The sequence below is a fragment of the Zoogloea dura genome (assembly GCF_012927165.1).
GTDB lineage: Bacteria > Pseudomonadota > Gammaproteobacteria > Burkholderiales > Rhodocyclaceae > Zoogloea > Zoogloea dura.
The window spans coordinates 110,163-123,967 of sequence record NZ_JABBGA010000012.1; the positions used below are offsets into that span (position 1 = coordinate 110,163).

The window sequence follows — 13,805 nt, forward strand, 5'->3', positions numbered from 1 at the left end:
GGGGGTGGTGAGGCATTTTACGCCTGACCACCCCCGGCTGACGCAGAGGCCGGAGAACCGGCCCCTGACGATCAGAAGTGCAGCGGACGCTTGTCCACCGCCAGCGCAGCTTCGTGCACCACTTCCGACAGGGTCGGGTGGGCATGGCAGATGCGGGCGAGGTCTTCCGACGCGCCGGCGAACTCCATGGTCACCACCGCCTCGCCGATCAGCTCGGAAGCGTTCGAACCAATGATGTGCACGCCGAGGATACGGTCGGTGTTGGCATCGGCGATCATCTTGACGAAGCCTGCCGGGGTACCGGCGCCCAGGGCACGGCCGTTGGCCATGAAGGGGATCTTGCCAACCTTGTAGGCGGCGCCTTCGGCCTTGAGCTGCTGCTCGGTCTTGCCCACCCAGGCGATTTCCGGGGAGGTGTAGATGACCCAGGGGATGGTGTCGAAGTTGGTGTGGCCCTTCTGGCCCGCCAGGGTCTCGGCCACCGCAACGCCTTCTTCCATGGCCTTGTGGGCCAGCATGGGGCCGCGCACCACGTCGCCCACCGCCCAGACGCCGGGCAGGTTGGTCTGGTTGTGGCCGTCCACGTCGATGAAGCCGCGCTCGTCAATCTTGAGACCGACCGCTTCGGCGTTCAGGCCGGCGGTGTTGGGTACGCGGCCGACGGAGACGATCAGGCGGTCGAATTCGACCTTCTGGGCGCCATCCTTGGTTTCGTACTCGACGGTGACGGACTTCTTGCCGACGGTGACCTTGCCGACCTTGACGGACAGCTTGATGTCCAGGCCTTGCTTGGTGAACAGCTTGAGGGCTTCCTTGGCCAGATCCTGGTCGGCAGCGCCGAGGAAGCTGTCCATGGCTTCGAGAATGGTGACTTCGGCGCCCAGGCGCTTCCACACGGAGCCCATTTCCAGGCCGATCACGCCGGAGCCGATCAGGCCGAGGCGCTTGGGCACGGAGTCGATGTCCAGCGCGCCGATGTTGTCGCACACCAGCTTGTTGTCCACGGGGATGCCGGGCAGGTGGCGGGCGGTGGAGCCGGTGGCCACGATCACGTTCTTGGCCTCGACGACCTCTTCACCGACCTTGACCTGCCAGCCGCCATCAGTCTTGCCGACGAAGGAACCATGGCCGGCCAGGAAGGTGACCTTGTTCTTCTTGAACAGACCCTTGATGCCGCTGGTGAGCTGCTCGACGATCTTGGACTTGCGGCCGATCATCTTGGCCACGTCGATCTTCGGGGTGCCGACGGAGATGCCCTGCTCTTCGAAGGCGTGACCGGCTTCCTCGAACAGGTGGGAGGTGTGCAGCAGGGCCTTGGACGGGATGCAGCCCACGTTCAGGCAGGTGCCGCCCAGGCGGGGCTCGCCCTTCGGGTCGGCGTAGGGGTTGGATTCGGCGCAGGCCGTGTTGAAACCGAGTTGCGCGGCGCGGATCGCGGCCACGTAGCCACCGGGACCACCGCCGATGACCAGCACGTCAAATTGCTTCGCCATTTATCGTTTCCTTGTGCGGATGTAAACGAGGCACTGCAGCAACCCTTGCGGGCTGCGGCAGTGCCTTCGACAGGTGGGATCAGACGTCCAGAATCAGACGGGCCGGATCTTCCAGGGCTTCCTTCATGGTCACCAGACCGAGGACGGCTTCGCGGCCGTCGATGATGCGGTGATCGTAGGACATGGCCAGATAGTTGATCGGGCGCACCACGACCTGACCATTCTCGACCACGGCGCGGTCCTTGGTGGCATGGATGCCGAGGATCGCGGACTGGGGCGGGTTGATGATCGGGGTGGACATCATGGAACCGAACACGCCGCCGTTGGAGATGGAGAAGGTGCCGCCGGTGAGCTCTTCGATGGAGAGCTTGCCGTCCTTGGCCTTCTGGCCGAACTCGGCAATCTTCTTCTCGATGTCGGCGATGGACATGTTGTCCACGTCGCGCAGGATGGGCACCACCAGGCCACGGGGGGAGCCGACAGCGATGCCGATGTCGATGTAGCCGTGGTAGACGATGTCATTGCCATCGACCGAGGCGTTGAGGATCGGGTACTTCTTGAGGGCAGCCACGGCAGCCTTCACGAAGAAGCCCATGAAGCCCAGGCGCACGCCGTGAGCCTTCTCGAACTTGTCGCCGTACTGCTTGCGCAGGGCCATCACCGGCGCCATGTTCACTTCGTTGAACGTGGTCAGGATGGCGTTTTCGTTCTTGGACTGGATCAGGCGCTCGGCGATGCGGGCACGCAGACGGGTCATCGGAACGCGCTGCTCGGTACGGTCACCGGCGGCGATCGCCACGGCCGGTGCGGCAGCAGCAGCGGCAGCCTTGGGCTGGGCAGCGACGGCATCTTCCTTGGTGACACGGCCACCACGGCCGGAACCGGCCACGTCGCCGGCAGCAATGCCCTTCTCGTCCAGGATCTTGCGGGCGGACGGGCTGGCGCCACTGACGGCAGCAGCCGGCGCAGCAGCAGCGGGCGCGGCGGCCGGAGCGGCAGCAGCCGGGGCTCCTGCGGCGGCCTTGGCTTCGGTGTCGATGGTGGCGATGACTTCGCCGGAGGTCACGGAATCGCCGCCGTTCTTGACGAGCTTGACCAGCACACCGTCGGCCGGGGCCGGGGTCTCGAGCACGACCTTGTCGGTCTCGATGTCGATCAGGTTTTCGTCACGGGACACGGAGTCGCCTTCCTTCTTGTGCCAACTCACCAGGGTGGCTTCGGAAACGGACTCGGACAGTTGCGGCACTTTGACTTCGATCAGCATGTTTTCTCCCTCTTTTTCAGTTCGGCATGGACATGGGCATCAGGCTTTGATTTCGCCGAACGCATTTTCGATAACAGCCTTCTGTTGCGCGTTGTGCTTGGCGTAGTAGCCGACAGCCGGGGACGCGGCAGCGGGACGGGCCACGAGCAGGAACTTGTGCGTGTCGCCCAGCGCGCTGTCGAGGTGATGGCGGGAGGCGAGCCAGTACCAGACACCCTGGTTGCGCGGCTCTTCCTGGCACCACACGACTTCCTTGGCGTTCGGGTACTTGTTGACCTCGGCGGCAAAGGCCTCGGCCGGGAACGGATAGAGCTGCTCCAGGCGGACGATGGCGATGTCGTCGATGTTGTTGGCACGACGGTGGGCCAGCAGCTCGTAATAGATCTTGCCGGAGCAGATCACGACGCGCTTGACCTTCTTGGCGTCCAGTTCGTCCACTTCGCCGATGACGGTCTGGAAGGTGCCCTTGGACAGGTCGTCCAGGGACGAGATCGCATCCTTGTGGCGCAGCAGGGACTTCGGCGTGATGATCACCAGCGGCTTGCGAATCTTGCGCAGGGCCTGGCGACGCAGCAGGTGGAAGATCTGCGACGGGCCGGAGGGAATGCACACTTCCATGTTCATCTCGGCGCACAGCTGCATGTAACGCTCGATGCGGGCGGAAGAGTGCTCGGGGCCCTGACCTTCGTAGCCGTGCGGCAGCATCATCACGAGACCGCACTGACGGCCCCACTTGGCCTCACCGGAGCTGATGAACTGGTCCATCACCACCTGGGCGCCGTTGGCGAAGTCGCCGAACTGGGCTTCCCAGATCACGAGCTGGTTCGGCTCGGCGGTGGCGTAGCCGTATTCGAAGGCCAGCACGGCTTCTTCGGACAGCACGGAGTCGTAGCAGTAGAACGGGCCCTGACCCTCACGGATATTCTGCAGCGGGTAGAAGGTGCCGTCGTGCCACTGGTCACGGTTCTGGTCGTGCAGCGCAGCGTGGCGGTGGAAGAAGGTGCCACGGCCCACGTCCTCACCGGAGATGCGCACGCCATAGCCCTGCACCAGCAGGCTGGCGTAGGCCAGGTTCTCGGCCATGCCCCAGTCGAAGGGCAGCTTGCCGTCGCCCATCGCCTTGCGGTCGTCGATGATCTTCTGCACGCGGGGGTGCAGGGTGAAGCCATCCGGCGTGGTGGTCAGCGACTTGGCCAGGCGCTTGAGTTCGGCCATCGGCACCTTGGTGTCGCACTTGTCGGTGTACTTCTTGCCGACGTACGGACCCCAGTCCTGGGCGAACTGGCGCTTGAAGTCGGACAGCACGGGGTTGGACAGCAGCTCGCCCTTGTCCAGCGCGGCACGGTAGTCCTTGATGAACTGCTCGGGCTCGTCGGCCTTGACCACGCCCAGCTGGGACAGCTTGTCCGCGTACAGCTTGCGGGTGCCCGGGTGCTTGGCGATCTTCTTGTACATCAGCGGCTGGGTCACCATCGGCTCGTCGGCCTCGTTGTGGCCGAGCTTGCGGTAGCAGACGATGTCGACAACCACGTCCTTCTTGAACTCCTGGCGATACTCCACGGCCAGGCCCATGACGAAGGCCACGGCCTCCGGATCATCGCCATTCACGTGGAAGATCGGTGCCTCACCCATCTTGAAGATGTCGGTGCAGTACAGGGAGGAACGGTAGTCGCGGGGATCGGAGGTGGTGAAGCCGATCTGGTTGTTCACCACGATGTGGATCGTGCCGCCCGTGCCGTAGCCGCGGGTCTGCGCGAAATTGAGCATTTCCTGGTTCACGCCCTGGCCGGCAACCGCCGCATCACCGTGGATGATCACGGGGATGATCTCGGCCTTGCCGTTCGCACCGCGACGGGTCTGGCGGGCATACACGGAGCCCTCGACCACGGGGTTGACGATTTCCAGATGGGACGGGTTGAAGGCCAGGGTCAGGTGCACCGGGCCGCCAGCGGTCATGACGTCGCTGGAGAAGCCCATGTGGTATTTCACGTCGCCTGCCGACAGGTCGGACGCCGCCTTGCCTTCGAATTCGGAGAACAGCATGCTCGGCGACTTGCCGAGGGTATTGACCAGCACGTTCAGGCGGCCACGGTGGGCCATGCCGATGACGATCTCCTGGACGCCCTTGCTGCCGGCCACGCGGATCAGCTCGTCCATCGCCACGATGGTGCTTTCGCCACCTTCGAGGGAGAAGCGCTTCTGGCCGACATACTTGGTATGCAGGTAGCGCTCCATGGTCTCGGCAGCCGTCAGGCGCTCGAGGATGCGACGCTGGTGATCGGGCTGGAACACCGGGCGGCCCTTGGTGGGCTCGAGGCGCGCCTGAATCCAGCGCTTCTCGCCGATGTCGGTCATGTACATGTACTCGGCGCCGATGGAGCCGCAGTAAGTCTGACGCACCGCATCGAGGATCTCGCGCAGGGTGGCGTGATCACCGGGCAGACCGTGGAAGGAGCCCGTATTGAAGCTCTGGTTCAGATCGGCTTCGGTGAAGCCGTAGTGGGACAGCTCCAGCTCGTGGATCTCGGGGCGCTCGGTGCGCTTGAGCGGATCCAGCTGTGCCCAGCGGGTGCCCAGGAAGCGGTGCGCATTGATGAGCTGCAGCACGCCGACCTGCTTCTGGTCGGTGCCAGCCGACACCACGGTACGCACAGCGCCGCGCTTGGCCATGTCGGCAAACGCGTTGATGATCGGGTAATGCGCCACGTCGGGGCCCTTGCCCGGGACGTTTTGCAGGGAGTCGAAATAGCTCCGCCATTCTTCCGAGACGGAGTCGGGATTGTCGAGATAGTTCTCGTAGAGTTCCTCGATGAACGGCGCATTGCTGCCGAACAACTGGGAGCTTTCAAACAGCTGTTTCATCATGGGCGACCACCTGGCTTATATCTTGTCTTATTGGATGTGCTTGCTGCGGTGGGGAGAAATCCCAGACAACAGATTCTTCCGGATAAACGAAGCGGGATGGCCAAAGACGTCGACCATCCCGCATTCGCTTCTCCTGTTTCCCCCTCCCCCTCCGGGCAATATTAGGCGCGCTGGGCCAGCGGTACGACGTCGCGGCGGGCGGCGCCGATGTACAGCTGACGGGGACGACCGATCTTGTATTCCGGATCGGTGATCATCTCTTCCCACTGGGTCATCCAGCCCACGGTGCGCGCCAGGGCGAAGATGCAGGTGAACATGTCGGTCGGGATGCCGAGGGCCTTCTGCACGATGCCGGAGTAGAAGTCCACGTTCGGGTAGAGCTTTTTCTCGACGAAGTACTGGTCTTCCAGGGCGATCTTCTCGAGTTCCATGGCCAGCTTGAAGAGCCGGTCGTTCTCGAGGCCGAGTTCGGACAGCACGTCGTAGCAGACCTTGCGCATCAGCTTGGCACGCGGGTCGAAGTTCTTGTAGACGCGGTGACCGAAGCCCATCAGCTTGAAGCTGTCGTTCTTGTCCTTGGCGCGGTTGATGTACTCACCCACGCGGGACACGTCACCGATCTCTTCCAGCATGTTCAGGCAGGCTTCGTTCGCGCCGCCGTGAGCCGGGCCCCACAGGCAGGCGATGCCGGCAGCGATACAGGCAAACGGGTTGGCGCCGGAAGAACCGGCCAGACGCACGGTGGAGGTGGAAGCGTTCTGCTCGTGATCGGCGTGCAGCGTGAAGATCACGTCCAGGGCGCGGACCAGCACCGGGTTCGGCACGTACTTTTCGCACGGGTTGCCAAACATCATGCGCATGAAGTTCGCGGTGTAGTCCAGCTCGTTGTCCGGGTACATGAACGGCATGCCGGTGTTGTACTTGTACGCCATCGCCACGATGGTCGGCATCTTGGCCACGAGGCGGTTGAAGCTGACATTGCGGTGCTCGGCGTCGGCGAAGTCCATCGCGTCGTGGTAGAAGGCGGACAGGGCGCCGACCACGCCGGTCATGACGGCCATCGGGTGGGCGTCGCGACGGAAGCCGGAGTAAAACTTGGAGAGCTGCTCGTGAACCATCGTGTGACGCTTGATGGTGCTTTCGAAGTCGGTCTTCTGGGTGGCGTTGGGCAGCTCGCCATTCTTCAGCAGATAGGTGACTTCGAGGAAGTTGCAGTTCTCGGCGAGTTGCTCGATCGGGTAGCCGCGGTACAGCAGCTCACCCTTGTCACCGTCGATATAGGTGACCTTGGACTGGCAGCTGGCGGTAGACAGGAAACCGGAGTCGTAAGTGAACAAACCGGTCTTGCCCCCGAGGGAGCGAATGTCGATCACATCGTTGCCGTGCGTCCCCGACATGATCGGAAACTCGACGGACTTGCCATCTACGTTCAGTGCAGCAGTGCGTTGCGTGGTCATGTTTTGGTCCCTTTTCCCTGTTGAAACTCCAGCTCCCTAGCGGTCGGGCTGCCCGGCCTGTCAGCGTTCCCGCAGCAGCTCAACCATTTCCTTCCAGCTGTCCTTGGCAACCGGCTGGCTGCCGTTGACCATGGCCCAGAGGTCATGGTCTTCGACAACCAGCAGGTCATCCAGAGCAGCCAGTTGATCGTCGGTCAGACGATCAAAGTGCCGTTCGAGGAAACGCGCGAACACCAGATCGAGCTCGAGAAGAGCCCGACGGCACTGCCAGCGCACGCGTCCCCTGTTCAGCGTCATACGGCGCGACGAACCATCATGTCCTTGATCTTGCCGATGGCCTTGGTCGGGTTGAGACCCTTCGGGCAGACATCGACGCAGTTCATGATCGAGTGACAGCGGAACAGACGGTACGGATCTTCCAGATTGTCCAGACGCTCGCTGGTCGCCTGGTCGCGGGTGTCCGCGAGGAAGCGGTAAGCGGCGAGCAGGCCGGCCGGACCGACAAACTTGTCCGGGTTCCACCAGAACGACGGGCAGCTGGTGGAGCAGCAGGCGCACAGGATGCACTCGTAAAGGCCGTTCAACTCTTCGCGGTCTTCCGGGCTCTGCAGGCGCTCACGTTCCGGCGCCGGGTCGTTGTTGACCAGGTAAGGCTTGATCGAGTGGTACTGCTTGAAGAACTGGGTCATGTCGACGATCACGTCGCGGATGACCGGCAGGCCGGGCAGCGGACGGATGGTGATCGGCTCGGCCAGATTCTCCATGGCGGTCAGGCAGGCCAGCCCGTTCTTGCCGTTGATGTTCATGGCGTCGGAGCCACACACACCTTCACGGCAGGAGCGGCGGAAGGACAGGGTGTCGTCCTTGGCCTTGAGGCGCACCAGCGCATCCAGCAGCTTCTTGTCGGACTCTTCGAGCTCGACGGAGATGTCCTGCATGTAGGGCTTGTCGTCCCTGTCCGGATCGTAGCGGTAAATCTTGAACTGTACGGTTCGCTTGCTGCTCATGTTCTATTCTCCGGAACGCTCAGTAGGTACGCTTGGCGAGCGCGATCGGCTCGACTTCGGGGGACAGCGGCTGCAGGTTGACCGGCTTGTAGTCAAGACGGTTGCCTTCGCTGTACCACAGCGTGTGCTTGAGCCAGTTCTTGTCGTCGCGCCCGTTGGGGGTCTCGGCGCAGTCGATCGCGTCGTCGCGCACGTGGGCACCACGGGACTCCTTGCGGGCCTCGGCGGAGATCATGGTGGCCTTGGCCACTTCGATCAGGTTGTCGAGTTCCAGGGCCTCGGTGCGGGCGGTGTTCCAGACCTTGGACTTGTCCTTGATCTGGGTAGTCTTGGCACGCTCCGCCACCTGGAGGATCTTGGTGACGCCTTCCTTGAGGATGTCCGCAAAACGGAACACACCGGCGTGCTTCTGCATGGTGCGCTGCATATCAAGGCGCACTTCATGCACGTCTTCGCCGTTGGTCTGGGTTTCCAGACGGGCGATACGGGCCAGCGACACGTCGGCGGCGTTGTCGGGCAGCGGCTTGAGGGTGAGCTGACCGGACTTGAAGTCGTTCACCACGGTCTCGCCGGCAGCCTTGCCGAACACCAGCAGGTCGAGCAGCGAGTTGGTGCCGAGGCGGTTGGCGCCGTGCACGGAGGCGCAGGCACATTCGCCGGCGGCGTAGAAGCCCGCCACGGGAACGTTCGGGTTGCCATCCTTCGGCACCACGACCTGGCCCTTGTAGTTGGTCGGAATACCGCCCATCTGGTAGTGGCAGGTCGGCACGACCGGGATCGGCGCCTTGATCGGGTCCACCCCAGCGAACTGGATCGAGATCTCGCGGATGCCCGGCAGACGCTTGTTGATGGTCTCGGGCGACAGGTGGGTGATGTCGAGCAGGACGTGGTCCTTCTCGGAACCGCAACCACGGCCTTCGTTGATCTCGGTCACCATGGAGCGGGACACCACGTCGCGGGAGGCCAGATCCTTCAGGTTGGGCGCATAACGCTCCATGAAGCGCTCGCCGGAGGCATTGCGGAGAATGCCGCCCTCGCCGCGCACACCTTCGGTGATCAGCACACCTGCGCCGGCCACGCCGGTCGGGTGGAACTGCCAGAACTCCATGTCTTCCAGCGGAATACCGGCACGGGCCGCCATGCCCACACCGTCACCGGTGTTGATAAAGGCATTGGTGGAGCTGTAGTAGATACGGCCGGCACCGCCGGTCGCGAAAATGGTGGCTTTGGCGTGGAAGATCGAGACCTCGCCGGTCTCCATTTCCATCGCGGTCACGCCGAGCACGTCACCGTCCGTATTGCGGATCAGGTCCATGGCCATCCACTCCACAAAGAACTGGGTGTTGGCGCGGACGTTGCGCTGGTACAGGGCGTGCAGCATGGCATGGCCGGTACGGTCGGCGGCCGCACAGGAGCGGGACACCGGAGTCTGACCGTAATTCTGGGAGTGACCACCGAACGGGCGCTGGTAGATCTTGCCGTTGTCGGTACGGTCGAAGGGCATGCCGTAGTGCTCGAGCTCGACGACGACCTCATTGGCCTTCTTGACCATGAACTCGATTGCGTCCTGGTCGCCCAGCCAGTCCGACCCCTTGACGGTGTCGTACATGTGCCAGTGCCAGTTGTCCTCGGTGGAGTTGCCCAGCGAGGCCGCCACACCGCCCTGCGCCGCCACAGTGTGGGAGCGGGTCGGGAACACCTTGGTCAGGACCGCGGTCTTGAGACCGGCTTCGGAAAGCTGCAGGGCCGCCCGCAGGCCAGCGCCGCCGGCGCCGACGATTACCGCATCAAAGGTATGCTTAGCGACTTTCACTTACAGCCTCCAGAGAATCTGAGCAGCCCAGCCGGCATAGCCGATGAGCAGAAGGGCGACGACCGAGTGCAGGGTCAGACGGATGCCGACCGGCTTGATGTAGTCCATGAAGATGTCCCGCACGCCAATCCAGGCATGGAAGAACAGGGACATGAAGAACAGGAAGGTCGCAAACTTCATGAAGCCGCCGCTGAAGACACCACGCCAGCTCTCGAAGGAGCCATCCGGCATGGACAGGGCGTAAGCAGCAAAAACGAGGGTATACAGGGCCATCACAACGGCAGTGACGCGCTGGGCGAGCCAGTCGCGGAAACCGTAGTGGGCGCCGACGATGACGGGCTTTACCATAGTTTGGCCACCAGAAGGGCAGTGAGGGTGAGGCTGACGATCAGCACGAGACGGGCGCTCTTGACGGCGGATTCCTTATCGACACCGACGTGAACGTCCAGCAGCAGAAAGCGGATGCCCGCACAGAAATGATGCAGGTAAGCCCACAGCAGGCCCACGAGCAGCAGCTTCACAAAGATGTTGCCGACGAACTCGCGGAAGACCGCATAGGACTCAGGTGAGCCGACGCTCGCACCAAACAGGGCCAGCAGAACCGGCAGCATCAGGAACAGACCGGAACCGCTCACCCGGTGCAGGATCGAGACCTTTCCGGGCAACGGAAGCCTGATCTCGTTCAGCGCCAGATGCTTCGGGCGCTGTTTCTTCAAAGTCACCTCTGTCATAGATTTTCCCTCTAGCAATTGCGGCCAAATAGGCCGCACTTTTCCCACACGACAAAATTATAAGTATATACCCTTACCGACTACTGACAGGCCGGGCCCTCCTGCCAACTTTAAAACCTCAATTCAATTCATTGAGATAGTAGTGCTCGGCAGTCGAATAAAGCCCCCGCCGCCACTCCACTGGCTTATCGCCATAGGTATAGGTCACCCGCTCCACGGACAGCAATGGGGTGCCTTCAGGAACGCCAAGGGTTTCACTGGTCATGCGATCGGCAGCCACTGCTCGGATCCGCTCTTCTGCGCGAATCATGCGAACCCCGAAACGGGTTTCAAAAAGGCTGTAGAGGGAGCCGTGGCCGCTCTGCAGGACTTCCATGGTCAGCCCATGGAAGATCTCCCCCGGCAGATAGATCTCGTCGATCACCACGGGCTTGCCTGAAAACTTGAGAAGACGACGCAGAATGGTCACCGGCGCGCCGAGCTCGATGCCCAACATGCGCGCCGCCTCATTGCCGGCCTTGGCCTTCCAGCAATCAAGCGGTACGCTCTGGGGATGCGCCAGATCGCCATCCATGGGCACCAGACGCAGAAACCTGAAGAGCGCCCGCGGGTCATTATGGGATGCCACATAGGTTCCCTTGCCCTGCTTGCGGACCAGCAGATTTTCAGCAGCCATCTCATCGATGGCCTTACGGACGGTACCCTGGCTTACATTGAAGCGCAGCGCGAGTTCCTGTTCACTGGGAATGGCCTGGCCGGGCCGCCATTCGGCGGACTCCAGGGCATTCAGCATCAGATTCTTGATCTGACGGTACAGGGGACTGAAGGTGGGCGATTCGGGTCGCATCGGTCTATTGAATCACACTTTTCCAGACCAGTCTATGGGATGTCTTTTGTCTTATATAAGACATATAACATGGAAATTGACACCCCCCGGAAATCGTCCTACGATTCGGCTGTTGACCGATCAGACATTGATCCCAGCAACGAATCCTATCGCGGCGGCGTGAAGGCGGCGCGAGACAGCAGCAACGAGTCGATAACACTTCTTTCTGAGAGGGAGTCTCAATAATGGCAAAAGCCCCCGTTCGTGTCGCAGTAACCGGCGCTGCCGGCCAGATCGGCTACAGCCTCCTGTTCCGCATCGCCAGTGGCGAAATGCTGGGCAAGGACCAGCCCGTCATCCTTCAACTGCTCGATCTCCCCCAGGCCCAGAAGGCCGTCAAGGGCGTGATGATGGAGCTGGAAGACTGTGCCTTCCCGCTGCTGGCCGGCATGATCGCCACCGACGACCCCAATGTCGCCTTCAAGGACGCCCAGGTCTGCCTGCTGGTCGGTGCCCGCCCCCGCGGCCCCGGCATGGAGCGCAAGGACCTGCTGACCGAAAACGCCAAGATCTTCACCGTGCAGGGTGCCGCCATCGGCCAGCATGCTGCTCCGGACGTCAAGGTGCTGGTGGTTGGCAACCCCTGCAACACCAACGCCTACATCGCCAAGGAAATCGCCGTCAAGTACGGCCGCGTCAGCGCCAAGAACTTCACCGGCATGCTGCGCCTTGACCACAACCGCGCCCTGTCCCAGCTTGCTGGCAAGACCGGCCGTGAAGTGTCCAGCCTGAAGAACCTGGTCGTCTGGGGCAACCACTCCCCCACGATGTATGCCGACTACCGCTTCACCACCTCCAACGGCGACAAGGTGCCGGCGCTGGTGAACGACGAAGCCTGGAACCGCGACGTGTTCCTGCCGACCGTCGGCAAGCGTGGCGCCGCCATCATCGAAGCCCGCGGCCTGTCCTCCGCCGCTTCCGCTGCCAATGCCGCCATCGACCACATCCGTGACTGGGTGCTGGGCTCCAATGGCGAATGGGTCACCATGGGCATCCCGTCCGACGGTTCCTACGGCATCCCCGAAGGCATCATCTACGGCTTCCCGGTCACCACCGAAAACGGCGAGTACAAGATCGTCCAGGGCCTGGAGATCGATCAGTTCTCCCGCGAGCGCATGACCCACACGCTCAACGAGCTGCTCGAAGAGCGCGACGGCGTGAAAGACCTGCTGGCCTGATCAAACGGGGCGTCAGCCTCATCGATCCAGCGCGGGGGCGGAAACGCCCCCGCGTTTTTTTATGCCGCCCTTTTTGTTACCCTCGCACGACTCTTCACTTCAGCCCATCCGCACCATGCCCTCCCTGCCGCACCCCGAAAGCGTACTGTTCCAGGGCGAGAAGCCCTTCCCCATCCTGCCCGCCGTTGACCATTACGCCGGCAGCGAGAAGCTGATGTGCAAGGCCCTTGCCGTCCAGCACGAACTGGGCCCCGTCTTCGACATCACCTGCGACTGCGAGGACGGCGCCCGTGCTGGCGCCGAGGCGGAACATGCCGCGATGGCCGCCGCCGTGGTCATGTCCGGCGACAACCGCTTCGGCCGTGTCGGCGCCCGCATCCACGACATCACCCACACACACTGGGAGCAGGATGTGGACATCCTGGTCAGCCAGGCCGGCCAGCGGCTTGCCTTCCTCACTATCCCCAAGCCGCGCAGCGCAGCCGACGTCGTGCGCCAGATCGAAGCCATCCGCAGCGCCGAGCAAAAACACAGCATCGAGCGGCAGATCCCGGTGCACGTGCTCATCGAGACCCACGGCGCCCTGCGGGATGCCTGGGAGATCGCCGCCCTTGACCGCGTCGAATCCCTGGATTTCGGGCTGATGGACTTCGTCAGCGGCCATCACGGCGCCATACCGGGGTCGGCAATGCGCAGCCCCGGCCAGTTCGAACATCCGCTGGTGGTCCGTGCCAAGTGCGACATTGCTGCCGCAGCGCTGGCCAATGGCGTCGTGCCATCCCACAACGTGACCACGGAACTCAAGGACATCGACTACATCCGCCGGGACGCCGAACGGGCCCGCCGGGAGTTCGGCTATCTGCGCATGTGGAGCATCCACCCCAACCAGATCGTGCCGATAGTCGAGGCCATGCGCCCCGACTTTTCGGAGGTCGAAGACGCCTCAAGCATCCTGATTGCAGCCCAGGACGCCCATTGGGGCCCGATCCAGCATGCCGGAAAGCTGCACGACCGGGCCTCCTACCGTTATTACTGGGAGCTGCTCAAACGCGCCTCGACCACCGGCATGTCAGTACCGGACGACGCGCGGGCGCGATTCTTCGGATAGCCC

Annotated in this window: 12 protein-coding genes; 2 read left to right on the forward strand and 10 right to left on the reverse strand. The window is 62.7% G+C overall.

The genetic code is table 11. The features are described from left to right. Nucleotides 1–71 precede the first annotated feature (71 nt). The 10 genes from lpdA to HHL15_RS15360 form a co-directional block, all read right to left on the reverse strand. A complete protein-coding gene (gene lpdA / locus HHL15_RS15320; RefSeq protein ID WP_169146656.1) occupies nt 72–1,493 on the reverse strand; it encodes a dihydrolipoyl dehydrogenase in 1,422 nt (473 codons plus the stop codon). Nucleotides 1,494–1,572: 79 nt separating this feature from the next. Next, nucleotides 1,573–2,757, reverse strand: coding sequence for a 2-oxoglutarate dehydrogenase complex dihydrolipoyllysine-residue succinyltransferase (gene odhB / locus HHL15_RS15325; RefSeq protein WP_169146657.1), 1,185 nt, complete (start codon nt 2,755–2,757; stop codon nt 1,573–1,575). Between the two features lie 39 nt (nt 2,758–2,796). Then, a complete protein-coding gene (locus HHL15_RS15330) occupies nt 2,797–5,622 on the reverse strand; it encodes a 2-oxoglutarate dehydrogenase E1 component (RefSeq protein WP_169146658.1) in 2,826 nt (941 codons plus the stop codon). Nucleotides 5,623–5,783: 161 nt separating this feature from the next. Beyond that, on the reverse strand, nt 5,784–7,079 hold the full coding sequence (gene gltA, locus HHL15_RS15335; protein ID WP_169146659.1) for a citrate synthase: 1,296 nt from the start codon (nt 7,077–7,079) through the stop codon (nt 5,784–5,786). 60 nt (nt 7,080–7,139) lie between these two features. Beyond that, nucleotides 7,140–7,376: an FAD assembly factor SdhE gene (locus HHL15_RS15340; RefSeq protein ID WP_169146660.1), complete on the reverse strand. Its 237-nt coding sequence runs from the start codon at nt 7,374–7,376 to the stop codon at nt 7,140–7,142. After that, nucleotides 7,373–8,086, reverse strand: a complete 714-nt coding sequence (locus HHL15_RS15345) for a succinate dehydrogenase iron-sulfur subunit (RefSeq protein WP_169146661.1) — start codon at nt 8,084–8,086, stop codon at nt 7,373–7,375. The genes HHL15_RS15340 and HHL15_RS15345 overlap by 4 nt, the downstream gene beginning before the upstream one ends. Before the next feature lie 19 nt (nt 8,087–8,105). After that, nucleotides 8,106–9,899 carry a succinate dehydrogenase flavoprotein subunit gene (gene sdhA / locus HHL15_RS15350; protein ID WP_328825046.1) on the reverse strand — a complete coding sequence of 598 codons (1,794 nt, stop codon included), beginning with the start codon at nt 9,897–9,899 and terminating at the stop codon, nt 8,106–8,108. Continuing rightward, complete coding sequence (sdhD, locus tag HHL15_RS26235; RefSeq protein ID WP_206198791.1) at nt 9,900–10,247, reverse strand: succinate dehydrogenase, hydrophobic membrane anchor protein; 348 nt, start codon at nt 10,245–10,247, stop codon at nt 9,900–9,902. Continuing rightward, on the reverse strand, nt 10,241–10,630 hold the full coding sequence (gene sdhC, locus HHL15_RS15355) for a succinate dehydrogenase, cytochrome b556 subunit (protein ID WP_169146662.1): 390 nt from the start codon (nt 10,628–10,630) through the stop codon (nt 10,241–10,243). The genes sdhD and sdhC overlap by 7 nt, the downstream gene beginning before the upstream one ends. 118 nt (nt 10,631–10,748) lie before the next feature. After that, the gene (locus HHL15_RS15360) at nt 10,749–11,477 is read right to left on the reverse strand and encodes a GntR family transcriptional regulator (protein ID WP_169146663.1); all 729 of its coding nucleotides are present in this window, start codon (nt 11,475–11,477) and stop codon (nt 10,749–10,751) included. A 224-nt stretch (nt 11,478–11,701) separates the two neighbouring features. On the opposite strand from HHL15_RS15360, the gene HHL15_RS15365 reads away from it, so the two are divergent. Together HHL15_RS15365 and HHL15_RS15370 are read left to right on the forward strand one after the other, a co-directional pair. Then, on the forward strand, nt 11,702–12,694 hold the full coding sequence (locus tag HHL15_RS15365; protein ID WP_169146664.1) for a malate dehydrogenase: 993 nt from the start codon (nt 11,702–11,704) through the stop codon (nt 12,692–12,694). Nucleotides 12,695–12,809: 115 nt separating this feature from the next. Continuing rightward, nucleotides 12,810–13,802 (forward strand): HpcH/HpaI aldolase/citrate lyase family protein, encoded by a 993-nt coding sequence (locus tag HHL15_RS15370; RefSeq protein ID WP_169146665.1) that lies wholly within the window; start codon nt 12,810–12,812, stop codon nt 13,800–13,802. Nucleotides 13,803–13,805: the final 3 nt, after the last annotated feature.